Origin of the sequence: Butyricimonas hominis (assembly GCF_014287455.1) — a bacterium.
GTDB classification, from domain to species: Bacteria; Bacteroidota; Bacteroidia; order Bacteroidales; family Marinifilaceae; genus Butyricimonas; species Butyricimonas muris.
On record NZ_JACOOH010000006.1, the window covers coordinates 89,789 to 108,959 of the forward strand.

Annotated in this window: 17 protein-coding genes and 2 tRNA genes; 14 read left to right on the forward strand and 5 right to left on the reverse strand. The window is 44.3% G+C overall.

The features are described from left to right. Nucleotides 1-42: 42 nt before the first annotated feature. Nucleotides 43-1,470 (reverse strand): ATP-dependent DNA helicase, encoded by a 1,428-nt coding sequence (locus H8S64_RS13955; protein ID WP_186976774.1) that lies wholly within the window; start codon nt 1,468-1,470, stop codon nt 43-45. 181 nt (nt 1,471-1,651) lie between these two features. Between H8S64_RS13955 and H8S64_RS13960 the strand changes: the two genes are divergently transcribed. From H8S64_RS13960 to H8S64_RS14025, 14 genes are all read left to right on the forward strand, one after another. Continuing rightward, nucleotides 1,652-2,302, forward strand: a complete 651-nt coding sequence (locus tag H8S64_RS13960; protein WP_186976776.1) for a hypothetical protein — start codon at nt 1,652-1,654, stop codon at nt 2,300-2,302. Nucleotides 2,303-2,328: 26 nt separating this feature from the next. Further along, the gene (locus H8S64_RS13965) at nt 2,329-3,171 is read left to right on the forward strand and encodes a DUF3822 family protein (RefSeq protein WP_186976778.1); all 843 of its coding nucleotides are present in this window, start codon (nt 2,329-2,331) and stop codon (nt 3,169-3,171) included. Beyond that, nucleotides 3,159-3,695: an RsmD family RNA methyltransferase gene (locus H8S64_RS13970; protein ID WP_186976780.1), complete on the forward strand. Its 537-nt coding sequence runs from the start codon at nt 3,159-3,161 to the stop codon at nt 3,693-3,695. Before H8S64_RS13965 ends, H8S64_RS13970 begins: the two co-directional genes overlap by 13 nt. 115 nt (nt 3,696-3,810) lie before the next feature. Further along, nucleotides 3,811-4,791 (forward strand): porin family protein, encoded by a 981-nt coding sequence (locus H8S64_RS13975; RefSeq protein WP_186976782.1) that lies wholly within the window; start codon nt 3,811-3,813, stop codon nt 4,789-4,791. Nucleotides 4,792-4,890: 99 nt separating this feature from the next. Continuing rightward, a complete protein-coding gene (gene pstS / locus H8S64_RS13980; RefSeq protein WP_186976784.1) occupies nt 4,891-5,949 on the forward strand; it encodes a phosphate ABC transporter substrate-binding protein PstS in 1,059 nt (352 codons plus the stop codon). Nucleotides 5,950-6,057: 108 nt separating this feature from the next. Next, a complete protein-coding gene (pstC, locus tag H8S64_RS13985) occupies nt 6,058-6,909 on the forward strand; it encodes a phosphate ABC transporter permease subunit PstC (RefSeq protein WP_099290570.1) in 852 nt (283 codons plus the stop codon). A 7-nt stretch (nt 6,910-6,916) separates the two neighbouring features. Then, nucleotides 6,917-7,780 (forward strand): phosphate ABC transporter permease PstA, encoded by an 864-nt coding sequence (gene pstA / locus H8S64_RS13990; protein ID WP_186976786.1) that lies wholly within the window; start codon nt 6,917-6,919, stop codon nt 7,778-7,780. Nucleotides 7,781-7,848: 68 nt separating this feature from the next. After that, the gene (gene pstB, locus H8S64_RS13995) at nt 7,849-8,616 is read left to right on the forward strand and encodes a phosphate ABC transporter ATP-binding protein PstB (RefSeq protein ID WP_099290572.1); all 768 of its coding nucleotides are present in this window, start codon (nt 7,849-7,851) and stop codon (nt 8,614-8,616) included. 118 nt (nt 8,617-8,734) lie between these two features. After that, nucleotides 8,735-9,412, forward strand: coding sequence for a phosphate signaling complex PhoU family protein (locus H8S64_RS14000; protein WP_186976788.1), 678 nt, complete (start codon nt 8,735-8,737; stop codon nt 9,410-9,412). A 10-nt stretch (nt 9,413-9,422) separates the two neighbouring features. After that, entirely contained in the window at nt 9,423-10,100 is a 678-nt protein-coding gene (gene phoB / locus H8S64_RS14005) for a two-component system response regulator PhoB (protein WP_099290574.1), read from the forward strand. Between the two features lie 12 nt (nt 10,101-10,112). Then, entirely contained in the window at nt 10,113-11,876 is a 1,764-nt protein-coding gene (gene phoR, locus H8S64_RS14010; RefSeq protein WP_186976790.1) for a sensor histidine kinase, read from the forward strand. A 306-nt stretch (nt 11,877-12,182) separates the two neighbouring features. Next, nucleotides 12,183-12,866: a NigD1/NigD2 family lipoprotein gene (locus tag H8S64_RS14015; protein ID WP_099290576.1), complete on the forward strand. Its 684-nt coding sequence runs from the start codon at nt 12,183-12,185 to the stop codon at nt 12,864-12,866. A 170-nt stretch (nt 12,867-13,036) separates the two neighbouring features. After that, nucleotides 13,037-13,118 (forward strand) — tRNA-Tyr (locus H8S64_RS14020). 5 nt (nt 13,119-13,123) lie between these two features. After that, nucleotides 13,124-13,196: transfer RNA gene (locus H8S64_RS14025), tRNA-Gly, on the forward strand. Nucleotides 13,197-13,315: 119 nt separating this feature from the next. Here H8S64_RS14025 and H8S64_RS14030 read toward each other — a convergent pair. The 4 genes from H8S64_RS14030 to H8S64_RS14045 form a co-directional block, all read right to left on the reverse strand. Then, a complete protein-coding gene (locus H8S64_RS14030; protein ID WP_186976792.1) occupies nt 13,316-14,050 on the reverse strand; it encodes a hypothetical protein in 735 nt (244 codons plus the stop codon). Nucleotides 14,051-14,288: 238 nt separating this feature from the next. Then, nucleotides 14,289-17,069 carry a M16 family metallopeptidase gene (locus H8S64_RS14035; RefSeq protein ID WP_186976794.1) on the reverse strand — a complete coding sequence of 927 codons (2,781 nt, stop codon included), beginning with the start codon at nt 17,067-17,069 and terminating at the stop codon, nt 14,289-14,291. After that, the gene (locus H8S64_RS14040; protein ID WP_255469541.1) at nt 17,066-18,343 is read right to left on the reverse strand and encodes a thioredoxin family protein; all 1,278 of its coding nucleotides are present in this window, start codon (nt 18,341-18,343) and stop codon (nt 17,066-17,068) included. Before H8S64_RS14040 ends, H8S64_RS14035 begins: the two co-directional genes overlap by 4 nt. A gap of 20 nt (nt 18,344-18,363) precedes the next feature. Next, nucleotides 18,364-19,167 carry a hypothetical protein gene (locus H8S64_RS14045; RefSeq protein ID WP_186976796.1) on the reverse strand — a complete coding sequence of 268 codons (804 nt, stop codon included), beginning with the start codon at nt 19,165-19,167 and terminating at the stop codon, nt 18,364-18,366. Between the last annotated feature and the right edge of the window lie 4 nt (nt 19,168-19,171).

The following is a 19,171-nucleotide window of genomic DNA, read 5'->3' on the forward strand; positions in this document are numbered from 1 at the left end:
CAGATACTTTTAGGGTTTCTTCATTATGAATATTTTACAAATTCATTCCATCACAGAATCCCCAAACAGCTCATCTTTAAAATTAATCAGGTACAATTTCTTGCGGGCACGTGTAAATGCCGTGTAAAGCCAACGCCAATACTCGTCGTCCATCATCTCGTCCCCCATCCATCCCGGATCGATAAAAACAGCATCCCATTGCCCGCCTTGTGCCTTATGGCAAGTCACGGCGTAAGCGAATTTGATTTGTAGGGCGTTGAAATACTCGTCCTCTTGTATTTTTTTGTACCGCTTTTGTTTGGAAGGAATATCCATGTAATCCTCCTCCACTGCCGCAAACAATTTGCGATATTCGTCATAACTCAACGCAGGTTGTTCCGAGGTCAATGTATCGAGCATCACCCAAGCCGAAATCTCTTCCTCGTACCCGTAAATACTGAGGCGGGCATGAACGAAATGAAAGCCGTACAAATCCTTGTATTTTCCCACTTTCTCTACGGTGGCAATATCGCCGTTGGCGATAAAATCAATCTTATCATATTCGACACCCCAGAAATAATTATTCTTTACAACCATGATCTTATCTCCACCGCCAAATGCTTCTTCCCGGTAAAGCACACGGGCACGGATACCCTCGTTAAAACGGTTCGCCCGCTTGTTGGAACGGCAGATAACCATCGTTTCGTCCATGCCGAACCTACCGTAACAATGATCCAATTCATCCAACAGTTCTCCTCCCCCGACACGTACTATATCCGGGAAGGGTGCAACTTTCAACAACAATTTGGCATAAGGAGCCGCCCCGATCATCTCCCGCACGAGAGTCGCGTTGTACAAGATACCGGATTGTTCGGATTGACGCATAATATCCGTGAGGCTTGCCTCGTAAACCTCCATACCGTAACTCACTTGCAGAAATTCGGCATCCAATGCCGGACTGACATCCACTCCAACCGGGGGAAGCTGTGCCGTATCCCCGATCAGCACCAAACGATTGTTGCGCCCGTTATACACGAATTCAAACAAATCATCCAATAGAGAACCCGTTCCGAAATTAGAATCCTGAGAACTCATCGAAATCATGGATGCCTCGTCCACGAAAAACAACACGTTGGCTCCCGCGTTAAATCCCAAGTTAAAGACGCCAATTCCTTCCTGTGCATTTTTCTGGCGATAAATCTTCTTGTGTATCGTGTACGCCGATTGCCCCGAATAACCGGAAAACACTTTTGCCGCACGTCCCGTCGGGGCTAATAGCACGACATGATACTCGAATTGCAGCAATGTATTGACGATTGCCGCCACCAGAGAGGTCTTTCCCGTTCCCGCGAATCCTTTCAACAAGAACAAACTTTCGAGGTTTCGGTCAAAGAAAAAAGTCGTGAAACATCTCATCGCCTCCTGTTGAGAGGGAGAGAAATCAAACCCAAACTTCTCTTTTACAATACGTTCAAAATGTTCATGTATCATGATTAAAATAAATAGCCAAAACTGTGGTATAAACTTTTTTTTTCTTATATTTGCCGACACTGTAATCCAACGTGGATTCGTGCGAGGTGTTGAATAAACACCGTGTAAAGATATGAAAAAAACAGCTTGAAAACAGTAGAACTAACTTGTTTAATATATAACAAATATACAGACAGAAAAAATGAAACCAGTTAAGATCATTATCCAAATCGTTTTAGCTCTTGCGGCTATCTACCTGGGTTATTTGTGTTATGCAAGCGTGCAGAACCCTATTCAATTTGAAAAATTGAGAAACCAAAGATACGATAGAATTATCCAAAGGTTAAAGGATATCAGAACTGCACAAGATGCTTACAAGAGTATCCACGGGGTATACACTAGTAGTTTCGATACTTTGATTCATTTCGTGAAATACGATTCGTTGAAAACAGTGCGTTCTATCGGAGAGCTTACCGATGACCAACTGGATCAAGGTATGACGGAACAAGAGGCATTGAAGAAAGGTCTTATCATCCGTGACACGATGCGTATATCCGCGCTTGAGCAACTTTTCGGGAAAAACTACCCGATCGACGATCTTCGTTATGTACCGTTCACCAAACGGAAACATGAATTCCTCATGGGAACAAACATGATCTGGACGGAATCAGGTATCGAGGTTCCCGTGTTCGAGGCTCGTGTAAACAACATGATTATCTTCGAAGATTTATTTGAAGAATACGAAGATGCCATTCTCGAATACAACGGTGAAAGAAAAAGATTACAAAAATACCCCGGTCTGAAAGTGGGTAGCGTGGCAGAGGCAAACAATAACGTGGGTAACTGGGAGTAACATTCCGGTTCGTAAACGAGGAATACATGCAGAGTATTTATTTTGTTGACTCGAATTTCACTTACGAATTATCTACACAATCGATATTATCCATCCGTTATGCAACGGATGGATTTTCGTTTTGCGTGCATGACGCACGTGACAAATTAATGGTATTTGTTCACGAACCTTATGCCGCGGACTCTCGTGAAGCCGTGATTGCCCGGTTGAAGAATTATCTCGTGAACGACGTGATTCTGAACCTGCGATTCAAAAAGGTATATCTTATGCCCTGTTTCAGCGAGAGAACCATTATCCCCGGGGCTCTCTTTAACAAGGCGAACGTGGCAACCCTCTATTCCGTGAATCAAGAGATTACCCCCGATGATACGCTTTTGTATCATCATATCGAGAAAATAGATGCCTACCTCGTGGAAACGATCAATACCACTCTCAACAATTTCGTTCGGGAACATTTCCCGGTGCTCCAGATCGTGAACGAGGCATACCCCTTTATACAAGGAGCGTTAACAAAAGCATTGCATGGTTCGGAACAAATATTCCTGAACATACAGGCTAATTTTTTCGATATCCTATTTATAAAAGATACAAGGGTGCAATTATTCAACTCGTTTAATCACAGGACGGCAACCGACATCGTTTATTTCTTGTTGAATTGCATCAAAGAATGTGACATTCAAAAAGAGAAACTACACGTTTCGGTGTTCGGTGCAGCAACAAATGACGAGAAACTGAAAGAATTGCTCTCGACCTATTTACCCACTCCTTATTTCGCGAAAGAACCTATATTAAACGGTATCTTGCCCGGCAAGGAGATCAATTCATCCTATTTCATTCACTTGTTAAATCTTCATCGATGCGGATTATAAGCGGCACACATAAGGGGAAAGTCATATTCCCGGACAAAAATTTCAGGGCTCGCCCGACAACGGACTTTGCTAAAGAAAACTTGTTTAACGTGCTCAACAACTACATCGATATAGAGGAAGCCGTCGTGCTGGACTTATTTTCCGGCACGGGAAGTATCAGCTACGAATTTGCCTCACGCGGTGCAGAACGAATCGTATCCGTGGAATTGAACTACAATCATTACTCTTTTATAAAAAAGACGATAGTCCAACTCGGTTTCAAGAATATCAATGTATTCAAAACCGATGTGTTTATCGCTTGCAAAAAACTGAAAGGCCAGTCCTTTGATATCATCTTCGCCGACCCTCCATACGATCTGGAAAAGATTATGGATATCCCGGCCGCTATATTTGACAATGAATTATTAGCCCCGGACGGGTTGGCTATTATTGAACATCCCGGCACGGTAGACTTCTCATCTGCCCCCTTCTTCTCCGAACACCGTCAATACGGCAGCGTAAATTTTTCTATTTTCAGGAAATAGAAAATGTAACATTGTTGTAATTAAAATGTATCTTTTTAGAAATCTTTTCAATCTACTTTAGCCGTCGAAAACAAGAGGTTTTCAATTATTTATTTAACGACTAAAATTTAGACAAATGAAAAAGATTTTAATGAGTGTGGTTTTGATTATCGCCTGCATGAGCAGTTTCGGACAAGAAGAAAAAAAGAAATTCCAGATTACCGGGAAACCTATCGTTACCGTTTTCGCTAACTATCATGCCGGATTGGGGGACGCGAACAAAGAGTCCGGATTCGCGTTGGATCGCGCTTACTTGGGTTATCAATTTTCACTAACCGAGAAACTTAGCGGGAAGGTAGTATTCGACATGGGCTCCACGAAAGTAGACGGCGCAGACCTTGAAAGAGTGGCTTATATCAAAAACGCCATGTTAAGCTGGAAGACAGGAGATTTTACCTTGGATTTCGGGTTGATCGGTTTGGAACAATTCAACGTGCAAGAAAAGTTCTGGGGATACCGTTACATCATGAAATCATTCCAAGACGAGTACAAGTTCGGTTCCAGCGCAGACATGGGTATTTTGGGCAGATACAAATTTACCAAATGGCTCTCTGCCGATATCACGATCAGCAACGGCGAAGGGTACAAAAAATTGAACGGAGACAACAAATACCGATATGCCGTCGGAGCCACTTTATTCCCGGTAAAAGGTCTGACTATCCGTGCCTACTATGACCTCGCCAGCAAAAGCAGTGATGCAGACGGATTGAAAGATCAACAGAACTTGGCTTTCTTCGCCGGATATAAACACAAACTTTTCTCTCTTGGCGGTGAATACAACCAAATGTTCAACACCAAATCCAAAGAAGATAAAGACCAAAACGGTTTCTCCGTTTACTCCACGGTGAAATTAGCCGAAAAATTCGACGCTTTCGGGAGATATGACAACTTGGCTTCCAAAGACGATTGGAGCAGCGCAGACGGGCAACGGGTCTTAATCGGTATCCAATACTCCCCGATCAAACAGTTGAAGATAGCCCCAAATTTCTCGACATGGAATCCAAGAGACGGGAAATCAAGTTCTTTCGCTTATTTGAACATCGAATTCAAGTTGTAACATTAATGTAACATTCGTGCAACATTCATGTAACAAGATTCATCTAAACTTGCATTGTAAAAAATGAATCAATAGATGTTGAAATTAATACAATCAAAAATGAAAAACTTATTTATTATTCTTCTAGCTATCGCGATTGCATCTTGCGGCAACTCAAAGAAAAACAAGGGTTCCGAAGACAAGAAAATGAATATCGCTGCCGCCGGAGCTACATTTCCTCTGCCATTCTACAATCTGGCCTTCAAAACCTACCAAGAGAAGACCGGCAACACGGTAACCTACGGGGGAATCGGTAGTGGCGGCGGAATCAGAAGCTTGAAAGATAAAATTGTTGACTTCGGGGGCTCGGACGCCTATCTTTCCGACTCTGAAATGCAAGAAATGCCTTATACCGCGATACACATCCCCACTTGCATGGGTGCCGTGGTACTGGCATACAACTTGCCGGAAGTGAAAAATTTAAAGTTATCCGGAGAGGTGGTTGCCGATATTTATCTGGGTAAAATCACCAAATGGAACGATGCCAAAATCAAAGAATTGAACCCCGGCATTACCCTCCCGGACAAAGAACTTACCCCGGTATACCGTTCGGACGGTAGTGGTACGACCTTCGTGTTCAGCGACTATCTTACCAAGGTAAGCGCAAACTGGAAAGAGAACGTGGGTACCGGAAAGTCATTGAAATGGCCGGTAGGACTGGCAGCCAAAGGAAACCCGGGCGTAGCCGGAACGATCAGTCAAACACCGGGAGCTATCGGGTACATCGGCTCTGAATACGCGTTCTCGTTGAATATCCCGATGGCACAAATGAAAAATAGCTCCGGTAACTTCATTACCCCGAATACCGAAAGTATCTCTGCCGCGGCAAAAGGGGATATCCCGGCAGATACCCGTACCATGATCACCAATTCGGACGCACCGGACGCGTATCCCATCAGTTGTTTCACGTGGATTATCCTTTACAAAGAACAGGCATACACCAACAGAACTTTGGCACAGGCTCAAGCCACTGCTAAATTACTGGACTGGATGTTAAGCCCCGAGGCACAAGCTTTAACAACAAAAGTACACTACTCCCCACTCCCAAAATCCGCGGTGGACAACGCCAAAGCACTATTAAACTCTATAAGTTTCGAGGGCAAACAAGTCCTTAAATAATAAAGTTACAGGTTACAAGTTGAGCCTACGGCTCTGCAAGTTGCAGGTTCTCCACGGCACCCGACTTGAAACTTGTAACCTGCAACTTGTAACTTAAATTATTATTTAATGCGTGATATTATTTTTAAACGGTTACTTTCCATTTGTTGCATCCTGATACTTTTGATCAGTGCCGGAATGATTTACTCTCTGGTGAGTGGTTCTCTCTCCGCGTTCGGTCAGTACGGATTCTTCCAGTTCATCGGTTCAACAGAATGGGATCCCCACCCGGACAGAGAAACATACGGGGCACTCTCGTTTATCGTCGGAACATTATTAACCTCTTTTCTGGCATTAATATTTTGCATCCCGTTCTCCCTACCCGTCGCTCTTTTTACCGGAGAATTTTTCAAAGGCAAAAGAATAGCCACTTTTATCAGTTCTATCATTGATTTATTGGCGGGAATCCCTTCTATCGTCTACGGTTTATGGGGATTTTATACCTTTCGCCCGCTCATTATAGAAATGGGCGTGAACGCGCAAGGATTCGGGATATTAACCTCCTCTATCATTCTGGCAATCATGATCATTCCCTATGCATCCTCTCTCAGTGGCGAATTCATATCCATGGTTCCCAACGAACTGAAAGAAGCCGCGTATAGCCTTGGAGCCACCCGTTACGAGGTCATCAAAAGCGTCACTTTCCCGGCAGCGGGCTCCGGCGTATTTGCCAGCTACATCCTTGCCTTGGGACGGGCTTTAGGTGAAACCATGGCGGTCACCATGCTAATCGGTAACACGAACAATCTACCGACCTCACTTGCCGACACGGGTAACACGATGGCAAGTATCATAGCCAACCAGTTCGGCGAGGCGGACGGTCTGAAATTAAGTTCGCTCATCGCTATCGGGCTGCTTTTGTTCTTGATCACGGCTATCATCAACCTGATAGCGAAACTCATTATAAAGAAACTTAACTGATAGAGAAATGAGTAGTCTAAAATATAGAACGATAAAAAGCAAGGCATTCTTCTGCATCACGTGCCTTTTTGCCTCACTGACAGTAGTCCCCCTATTCGCTATTATATGGGAACTCATCAGAAAAGGCTACAAGCAAATCAACTGGAACTTTTTCACGGAAAGCGCACCCAGCACCTTGGATGCCATGTTAGCACGCAACACGGGTGACATCATTCCCGGCGGTATCGCTAACGGAATCACGGGTACATTACTTATGGTCGTGTTGGCCGCCGTTATCGCTATCCCGATCGGGATCATGGTAGGTATTCATCTGTCGGAACACCCGAAAACCAAGTTTTCCAATATCACCCGTTTTCTAACGGATTTGATACAAGGTAGTCCGTCTATCGTGATTGGTATTATCGCCTATGCATGGATCGTCAAACCAATCGGTAGCTATTCCGCTTTGGCGGGAAGCGTTGCCTTGAGTATCATGATGCTTCCCTTGATCGTCCGCTCAACGGAAGAAACATTAAAAATGTTACCGGGCAGCCTGAAAGAAGCCGGGCTCGCCCTCGGCGCCTCGTACACGAGTGTCGTACTCAAAGTATTACTGCCGGCAGCCTTCGGGGGACTGTTCACGGGAATCCTTTTAGCGATTTCCCGCGTTATGGGAGAGACAGCACCACTCATGCTCACGGCTCTGGGAAGTACCACAATCAACTGGGATATCGTGAAACCTACCAGTGCGGTACCTCTATTAATTTGGGAATTCTACAACGATCCCAACTTGATAGACATGATCTGGAGTTCATCGTTATTCCTGCTGCTCTTGATTCTGACACTTAATATCACAGCAAAACAGATCGCTAAAAAATGGAGAATCCAATAATTTACGATTTTTGATTTACGATTTCAGATTCATCAATCGTAAATCAAAAATCAAAAATCATAACCAACATGGAAATCAAAGATCCTATACTACAACTGAAAAACGTATCTATTTCATATACCCCCGGGAAAAATGCCGTGGAGTCAGTGAGCGCAGACATCGCCGAGAAAAAGATTACGGCAATTATGGGACCCTCGGGATGCGGGAAAAGTACTTTATTACGGGCAATCAACCGGATGCACGAGTTATACCCGGATATAAAAACCACCGGAGAAATTACATTGAACGGGAAGAATATATTGAAAACCAATCCCATGGAGGTACGCCGCATGGCAGGTATGGTATTTCAACGCCCGAACCCGTTCCCGACCATGAGTATCTACGACAACGTCATTGCCGGATATAAACTGAACGGCATCTCCCTCTCCAAACAGGAGAAAGACGAACTCGTGGAACAAAGCCTCCAGAACGTGGGTCTGTGGAATGAAGTGAAAGACGCCCTGCACAAAAAAGGAACTTTCCTCTCCGGGGGACAGCAACAACGCCTTTGCATCGCACGAGCTCTCTCGCTAAAACCGCAAGTACTACTGATGGACGAACCGACCTCCGCCCTTGACCCGATTGCCACGAACCGTATAGAAGAACTGCTACTCGATTTAAAAAAAGAGTTCACGATCTTGATTGTCACGCACAATATGTCACAAGCCGCACGTATCTCGGATTACTCCATGTTCATGTACCTCGGAAACCTCGTTGAATATGATGAAACCCGGAAGATGTTCACCAACCCGAGTGACAAACGCACGGAAGAATACTTGACGGGACAATTCGGATAACAACTTACGATTTATGATTTCAGATTTATGATTTCAGATTTCAAACAATAAATCATAAATCTACAATCATAAATCGTAAATCCCTAATCGTAAATCTTAAATCATCAAATTTCACATTATGACTACAATAAGAGAAAAATACCTCGAGAAAATAAAAGAAGATTTTGAAGTACTGTCTACCGTCGTTATCCAGCAAATGGATATCGTGTTCACGCTCACGGAAAGTAATAAAGACGCGGAATTACACGATAAAATAGAACACAACGAAGTAATCATCGACGGTCTGGAAGTAAAAATACGGGATGAAGTGATCAACTCCATCGTACTCTATTGCCCCAGAGCGAGCGATTGCCGTAAAATCATGTCTTATCACGACATGACGGCCTATCTGGAAAGAATAGGGGACTTGCTTTTAAACATCGCGGACTTCCTGCGTGAAGTCGAGCTCCAAGGGGAATTATATACCCTCTTCCGTGAAATCATTCGCGAGCAACTGGAAATAGTGAAAAAAATGACACAAAATGCTATCTTTGCTTTCACGTGTGAAGACGAAAACTTGGCGAAAGAGATTATCCGCACGGATGATATCGTGGACAAAAACCACAAAGAAATCGTTCACGGGATACCTCTTCATTTCGTGGGTAGAACCGTCAAAGATCAAGATTTATTAGATGCCTTGTCACTGAGCAACATGTCATACAACATCGAACGAATCGGCGATAATGCCACGAATATAGCGGAAGCGGCTATCTATCTCATGGAAGGCAAGAACGCGAAACATATTCATAACAATTAAAATTGAAACGATGGACAAAAAACGCATTTTAGTGGTTGACGACGAGGCTGATTTAAGAGAAATCCTGCAATTCAATCTCGAGAGCGAGGGTTACTTCGTCGCCACGGCTCCTTCCGCAGAACAGGCATTAAAGATGCTCCCCGAGGAATATGACCTGATATTACTGGATGTCATGATGGACGGAATGTCCGGTTTCAAAATGGCAGAGAAAATGCGCAAAGACCTGCACAATGCCACCCCGGTTATATTCCTTACTGCCAAAGACACGGAAAACGATATGCTCACCGGTTTCAGCATCGGCGGGGACGATTATATTTCCAAGCCTTTCTCGATAAAAGAAGTATCGGCAAGAGTGAAAGCGGTACTGAAACGAACAGGTTCCCCGGAGAGTAAGAAAACCATCATCGACGTCGGCGAAATGCATATTGACCAAAGTATGAAATGCGTGTCCGTTAATGACCGTATTATCCCGATCACTAAAAAAGAATTCGAGATATTAAACATGTTGGCACAAGCCCCCGGAAGAATATTTTCCCGCGAAGATATTCTCAATAAAGTATGGAACGATGACAGCTACGTGCTGGAACGCACGGTAGACGTCCACATCACCCGGCTGAGAAAAAAACTCGGAGACCAAGGAAAACATATCATCAACCGCTCCGGGTATGGCTATTGTATAGAACTTTAAAAAATTATTCCCATGAAATTATCCTATAAACAGAAGTTATTCATCTACTTCTTCATTGTATTCGCGGCATTTACCATCGTGATTACCTTTTTCCAACAGAACCGGGAAAAGGAATACAAGACCGAAACCCTACGCACCACGCTGGATGACTATTCAGACATCATAGCTCGTTTTATCCATCAACATCATTTACTTGAAAAACATCGGGTTGACTCGTTAAACAGTGTATTAACGCTCATGCCTTCCAACTTGCGCCTGACGATAGTCAGCCATGACGGGAAAGTCCTGTATGACAACAATCTCGACACGGGAAAAGAGATAGAAAACCATCTACAACGCCCCGAAATACAATCCGCATCCATTCAAAAAACGGGTACAGCCATACGTCTTTCGCGAAGCACGGGAATAGAATATTATTACTACGCCAAAGACTATATCAATTACTACATCCGGGTTGCACTCCCCTATGACATCGAGGTACAAAATTTCTTGAAAACGGACAATATATTCCTCTATTTCATCACGTTGTTGTTCTTCATCACGCTGATCTCGCTGATTTACATATCCGATCGGTTCGGGAAAGCCATCTCCGGCTTGAAAGACTTCATTATCTCCGCGGAGAATCATAATATCGACTACAAAAATATTCGTTTCCCGCACACGGAATTAGGAGAAATAGGAGAGAAAATCATCCACAGCTACCGTCTACTGGAAGAAAGCAACAAGCAAATCAACGTGGAACAAGAAAAATTACTCCGCCATTTCCATTATTCCGACGAGGGTATCGCCATTTTCTCCGCCAACCAAGAAAAAATATACGCCAACACGCATTTTATCCAATACCTGAACACGATTTTGGATGAACCGACCTTTAAGGTGGAAGGACTCCTCGACCAACCGGATTTCAAAGAAGTGGCAGACTTTCTGAAACGCAACACCCCGGTCAACCCCAACACCGCGAACATCCCCGTTTACCAGAATAAAATCAGCAAATCCGGCAAGCACTTCGCCATTCAACTACTAATATTCACGGATAACAGTTTTGAAATCACACTAAACAACATCTCTAACAACGAGAAAAACCGTTTGTTGAAACAAGAGATGACCAACAATATCGCCCATGAACTGAAAACCCCCGTGAGTAGTATCCGCGGCTACATCGAAACCTTGTTGGAACAACAGAATATCGCTCCCGACAAACAACGTTTTTTCCTTGAACGCACCTATTCGCAAGTCGTGAGATTATCCGATCTGATCCGGGATATTGCCTTAATCACGAAAACAGAAGAAGCCGCGGAAATGTTTGAAAAAGAGCAAGTCAATATCCACGCCACTCTACAGGAAGCTATCACGGATTTACATGAGCCGATCGTATCTCATGGCATCACCGTCAAAAATAGCGTCGATCCGGCAATCTCTATCGAGGGAAACAAGACTCTCGTGTACGCCATATTCCGTAATCTCATCGAAAACACGATCAACTATGCCGGAGAAAACATCTCTATCGGGATCAACAATTACACGGAAGACAACGAATTCTATTATTTCTCCTATTACGACACGGGGCGAGGCATCGACGAAAACCACCTGAACCGTATCTTCGAACGTTTCTACCGGATATGCGAGGGACGCAGCCGTCAATCCGGAGGCTCCGGCTTGGGACTCTCTATCGTGAAGAACGCCGTCCTTTTCCATAAAGGAGAAATATCCGCCAAAAACAGGAAAGACGGGGGATTGGAATTTTTGTTCTCGCTAAGGAAGATCGAGAATGCGTAAGGGTTTATAAAGTTTATAAGGTTTATAAAGTCCGTAAAGTCGAAAGTCCATAAAGTCACGGGTGTCCTTCGGACAAAATCAAAACGGCAGCTTGTGCTGCCGTTAGTATAGCGCCCCGCAGGGGTCCACGGACTTTCGACCTTACGGACTTTATGGACTTTATGGACCTTATGAACTTTATGGACCTTATGAACTTTATAAACTTATTTTAATACTATTCAACGCAACCATTTTGTTAATCATCCATCTAATGCATAGATGCTTAATGGCAGATGTGATAACAACAAGTAATAAGAAAGGGAAAAAATGAAAAGCAAGAACACATTCACGCTAATTATTTTTTTGATCATAACTACACTCACGTTTTCCTCTTGTAACGATGACGGGTATAGCTTGGATAAATTTTGGCTAGAGTTTGGCACGATCGAGAAAACCGGAGATAACGAATACCAAATCCTTTTGGATAAAGGTCCCGTGCTATTTCCCTCCGTTTCGAACGTACCCGCCCGTTCACTGGAAAACAACGCACGAGTATTCGCGGACTTCACGATCCTGCAGGATGCCAACCCGGGTTCAGACGTGGATCATTACGTGAAAGTAAACGGTTTGCAGGAATTACTGACGAAACCGATCGTACCGTACAAAGAAGCCATCAGCGACAGTTTAGGAATGGATCCGATAGAACTACCCGAGTACTGGATTGCCAATGACTTCATCACTTTCCGTTTTTTCTACGGCGGTGGCGGAAGCATTACCCACATGGTAAACCTCACCAAGCATGAAGAGAAAACTGCCGACGGAAAGGTATTACTGGAATTCCGCCATAACGCTTACAACGATCCGGAAAACACCAGTAGAAACGGTTACGTGAGTTTCCCGCTAAAGGAAACCTTTAGCGAGGTAACGGACTCTGTCGAACTCCGAATACACTACAAAGCGTTTGATCAAAAAGAAAAAACAATTGACATTACTTATCGTCCTCGTAAATAGGTCTCTTCGTGACGGTAAGATGTAACGGGGAAGTTTCGTTCTGAACTTCCCCGTACTTTTTTTACGACGAAAATATCTTTTTTCAAAATTTTCTCTCCCAATATTTGGACTTTCAATAAAACTCTCTATCTTTGTACCCGCTTAACAAAAGCAACCGTTCTTTGAACAAAGGGGAGATACCAAAGTGGCCAACTGGGGCTGACTGTAACTCAGCTGACATCGTCTTCGTAGGTTCGAATCCTGCTCTCCCCACATTCGCGGAAATAGCTCAGTCGATAGAGCACTAGCCTTCCAAGCTGGGGGTCGCGGGTTTGAGTCCCGTTTTCCGCTCTCAATATAAAGCACTTACGAAGGTAAGTGCTTTTTGCTTTTAAACGGTTTTCATGAGACTTGAATAGTTTTTGTCAACCAAAACGTCAACCACGCTTCATTTTTTGAGAAAAATAAGATCAATTCCCTTTCATCTTCTCGATTAAACGTGTGACAGCTGCCACCAATTGATCGTCGTCTTGATAAATCGTCACCACCAATCTTCCCCCCTCCTCGATACTCCGAAATCCGATATCCCTATACCACGATAGCTTATCTGCCATCGCCTCCCCGTAATCCGATTCATCATTGATACCGAAATGCTCCCACCGAAATATCGTTCCCGTGATTTTATTACGTACCGTGAAATCGGGAAACTTTTTCTGTTTTCCGACAGCCAAAGGCGTCTCATAATACACGTCAAAAAAATCCACAGCCAACAATTGATTCAGTATATACAATTCCTGCGTCGAACGCACGAGTACTCCATTAGCCGCTTCATACTTTTTAGCACTCTTGAAAAATGTTCCCGCCCCGGGATGCGAATCCGCCACATTCCGATCTTCACAAGTGGTTTCCTTTTTAATCACTCTGGCTTTAGGAAAAAAACGCCACTGGTAATGATGATAAATAGTGGTATCCACCGTGCAATTTCTAATCAATTGCTTCAAAATACCCTGATCGTGCATTTTTCTCATAAAACGACTAAAATCCACCGGAGTCGGAAAATGTTTAGCGAAATCCTCTTTATCTTTTATATAGTCATATATATCATTCAATCGAGCGATTTCCGATGCGGCAGACTCGTTTAACAATTTATCAATATATGTATTGATTTTCTTCAACAACACGTACTCTCGAGGCAATGATTCCATAGTAAATTTGATTTTTTCTACTGTAAATATAGAAAATAAAAGCGAATAATATCATAGCCGGGGCATCACACGAGCGGATTGCGGAAAAATACATCCGTTCACCCCTCCTTAATCGTTCACAAGGTTTACCTCCCTCGACAAGGAAAGAACAAACTAAAATAACTGGTAATTAACGAGGAAGTGTTTATTGATTAGGGAGGTGTGTCAAAACACACCTCCATTTTTGCCTTCGTGACGGCTATCGTGATTTCACCACGATATCAACGCATTGCGCATCAGCAAAAAACTTACGGGCAAAAGCCAACACGTCTTTCGCCTTAATCTTATCAATCACTTTCTCGAAAAACTCGGGAGCATCCAAACTTTTTCCCGTGCGTTGATAAAACTGGATATTTTCCGTCCAGAAAGGAATACTTCCAAAATCCGGAGCTGCATCCCGTTCTTTTTTCAATAACAGGATAAAATCCTCCACGTCTTCATCGGACATTCCCTCTTTCAAGAACTGCTCAATCTGCTCGTGCACGATAGCCCGCATACGGGGTCCTTTCTCCAAGGAACTCTCGAATTGCACGTTAAATAACTGCGAGGATTCGGGATAATCGGTAACATCCGTCCGCACGTGTACCCCGTACGAACCGCCCTCCGCTTCCCGAATACGCTGTTGAAACAAGTATTCGAAATGCTTCTGAAGAATCATCATGCAAAATTTATCCGTCGGTTTCGTCTTCAACGTGTTCGTGAAAGCCATATCCACCATGTACTTTTGCTCGGGAATATCCACGGCAATATCTTTCGCCATGCTCTCTTTTTTATAGTACTCGTACTTAACGGGCTTCTCCTTGCGGTAAGTAGAAGAAAGCGAAGCGATATATCGACTAACAAGCTCCCGGGCTACCTCCCGTTCCAAATCACCCACGATATAGAAAGAAAAGTCCGAGGCATTCCGGTAACGTTCCTTGAAAATACGAACCATCTTCTCGTAATCCATTGCCTCGTAATACCGCGCATCCCTCACCCAAAGCCGGGGCGACTTCACCATCCGCAACTCACGCAACACGTCATTGATAGTGTCGTCCGTCGTTTTACGGGAGTGAGCCAATGTCAACTTATTCACGTGAACATATTTGTCAAAAGCGGCTCTGTCGAAACGAGGTTTTTCCACCACCAAATGCAAAAATTGGAAAGCGAAATCCGCGTCACGCGTCGTACTCGTGCAATTGATACTTTCGGAGTTCTCCTCCAAGGAAATATCCATGTTGATGGAATGCTCCTGCACGAGCGCGTTCAACTCTCGAGTCCCGTACTTGTACAAACCGCTCTTCAAGAATAAAGCCACCATAGCGTCGGCTGACGGCAAATCCTCTGCTGGAAGCAAAGAACGTCCTCCTCGGCTACCTATCAAAACATTAAACATACCCTTGTTGTAATCGGTGTACTTGTAATAGACCTTCGCCCCGTTACTCAACGTCCACTCTTCCGCCTCTATCGGCTTCAACGCTTTCTCCTTGACAATTTTACCCGCCGGAATCTCGAAATCGACCAAAACGCCGTTGACCGCCAACTTCTCCTGTCCCTCCCCGGCTTCAAATGTCCACTCGCAAGCCTCCTGCATCACGGTTGAAATTTGTTCTTCCGCGGGGAAAGGATAATCCGCGCTATTTCCTTGCATGATATAAATCCAATTCCGGTCGTCGTCAAACCAGCGAGCAATCCACTTCCGGAAATCCTCGGCGGTCAGACCGTTAAGAATCGCTGCCGTCGTATCTATATTCTGCTCGAACTCGCTAATCGGGTACCCCAACAAGAAATTATTCTGGTACATTTGCAAGTACATACTATTCGGGAATCGCTCTTTTTGCAACTTAAACTGCTCCAACCGCTTGAGATAACCGGACGCCATGCCGTGTAACTTTTCATCGGTTATCACCGTCTGATGAACCCGCACCATCTGTTCCATCAACTGTTCCAACGCCTCGATTTCCTGCCCGGGCAAAGACGACACCACGACATTCAATCCCTCGTAACCCCGAACGATATCGAAGATACCGATACTCGCGTTAAGAAACGCCACATCGGAGTTTTCCATACACTCCGCCAAATGGTCGCGCATCATCTTGTTGTAAAACTCCCGCATCAAATCTTCCCGCAACATATCCCGTAACGAACGCACCGGATTCTTCCGGAAACGCTTCATAAGCACCATCCCGTTCGTCGGCACATCCTTGTCTATCAACTTATAATATTGAGGTTGCGGACTATCCGGAATATCGTACACGAGGCGAGGTTTCGGGTTCTCCCGCCGGGGAATGGGAGCGAACAAGCGTTTCACCTCCGCTTCCACCACATCCACGTCAATATCCCCGAGAATAATCACGGCTTGTTGGTCCGGACGATAGAAATCCTTGTAATAATCCCTCACTTGTTCCGCCGTGAAACTCTGCAACACTTCCACGGAACCAATCACGTCATGCGTGGCGTACTTGCTCCCGTTATAGATGAAAAAGTTCGCCTGCTTCTGCAATCGAGCGGACAAATCCATTCCCGCGCGCCGCTCCTCTTGTATCACTTGCCTCTCGATTTCCATCTCCTCGGGATACAATTTAAGAAAACCGGACCAATCCCTCAATACCAAAACACAAGAATCAACCAACAACTTCGAAGCAGTAGGAACATTATTCACGTTATACACCGTTTCGTCGTGTCCCGTGTAAGCATTAAAATTACTTATCTTGTGCCGTTTCAAAAAAGCCGGAACCCCATCCGGGAAATTATCCGTGGCATGGAAGGCCATGTGCTCGAGCACATGAGCCAAACCATTCTGCTGCTCCTCCTCCATCAACGCTCCCACGTTCTGCACGAGATAAAAATCGGCACGTCCCGGCGAACTTGTCGTGCGGCGAATGTAATACGTCAACCCGTTTTCCAATCGCCCCTGCCGGAAATTCACCGATTCCTCTCGCGCTAAAATCGATTGCCCGAAGGATAAAAAAACAAAAAACAATAGTAACAAACTTCTCATAACTCCCTCAACTTCTCTTGTATCATGTTCTGCAACTGCTTCATCAACTCCACCTCTTCGATTCCGGAACTAACGACAAAAGCTTGATTCAAACTTTGTTTTGCTTTCTCCGGATTACCCGTGGCATTGAAACAATCTCCCAGCATGTACAACAAACGAGTACGCAACTGTGCCGCCATCTCATATTGCAAAGCCTTGTCCAACCACACTATCACTTTCTCGTTCGCACCCTCCGGCAAATTACCCCGGTACACGGTGTACAAATCTTCAATCGGTTGGGTATAATCGTTTACCGTCAAAGCCTTCTCCGCACCGGAAAAATATTGATTCATCTTCTCGAAAAACGTGTTTATATCCTTGCGGAAAAGACTGTAATACCCGTCCGATAACAAAGATATCGCCTCAAAAGCGGAAAGCGAACCAAATGAAATATCGCTATATACCGGCTGCAAATCTCCTTTTACCCGCTCTAAATGTTTCTTGTAATCCTGTTTACCGTTTTTACAAAAAGAGATGATATAATTATTATAAACACCCAAAATGAAATCTTGAATCTTCTCTTTCCCCACAATCTCCTCGTATTTCCGGTAATTTTTCACCAGAAAATCGAAAATCTCGTCATTACCCTTGATTTCATTGTGATACATGCTGATGATATACAAATCCTCGGCGTTAATCATATTCTCCAACTTCTTGTTCTTCACGTACTCCGGGAAAAGAGCCTCGATACGCACCATCCATTTATCCCGGTTATACCCGGTTTGGGTAGCGATAAACTCGGGAGCCCGAAACAACAACTCCTGTTGCAGGTCGGTATTTTTCTTTTCCTTCTTCGATTTCTCGTACAACTTCTCGAAAGTCAGCATATCACCCGTCACCATCTTCGCTTCATTGAGCAACGCGGCAGGGGCTTTCGCCCCCCGCACCACGCGCAACACCTCTCCTTTCACGTTCACGAATATCATCGTGGGAAAAGCCTCCACCCCGTATTTTTTCACCAGTTCAGCCTGCTCGGGAGCTTCCGCGTTCAACTTGCAACTCACGAAATGCGTGTTAAAATAGTCACCCACTTCCGGAACAGTAAACACTTTTTGCGACATCACCTTGCAAGGTCCGCACCACTCCGTGTAAAAATCGACGAAAACATCCTTTTTCTCTGCCTTCGCTTTTTTCAAAGCCTCCTCGAAAGTACCTTGAAAAAAAGTAATTTGAGCGGATAGATTTCCAACCATCCCCATCAACAGGAACACCAACACGTATTTAATCCTTCTCATAATATTTCCTTCTTTTGAATCTAATCTTTTAATATAAACTTAAACACATCCCGCAAGACAGCCGAATGCCCTTCATTCTCCACCCTCAAGGATACCCAATAATTACCTGCAGGAGAATCAACCTGCATATCCACGTAAATCCGACCGCCACCGACAACTTGCACGTAAGAGGCAAAATCCTTCGCAGCTTCCTCTCCCCGGTCACTACGAACGCTTTCCAAGTAGTAGCGCATAGGCTCTGTCCCCAGAATCTGACCAATCGTCGAGGTTGTCCACGGGGTATTTTTATCAATCTGGTTTTGCCGTTCCGTGATCAGTTCTTCCAGCATGAAAGGATCATCTTGCCCCATATCCGTGCATGTTTCAATGATTTGATCCATCAATGCATAGATTTCATCTTCCAATTCTATTTGCAGAGGGAGGTATTCATTCTCCATGATATTATTCATTTCATCAGCTTTCGCCTGCAATTCTGCTATTTTATCGAAGTCCGGATTCATCGCCCCATTCTCTATGTCCATCTCCTCCATGAGCGCATACGCTTGCTCATACATCTCTTCCATCTTAGCTTCCAGCTCCTTCAATTCGACATCCAACGACTCCATTTGGTCAAACAGCCCTGCCAACTCCTCGTTGGAATACAAAGCATCCAATGTCGTTTTCAAACCTTCCATCTCCGTGGCTAGATTAGAAAAACGCACAATCTCCAAGGAATCTTTCGAATATCCGGCATTAGCACAATCCAAATACCCGACAGTCACGTCATTACAAGCATACAAAAAGCTACATCCCAATAACACGAGTGCATATAATAATTTCTTCATCGCT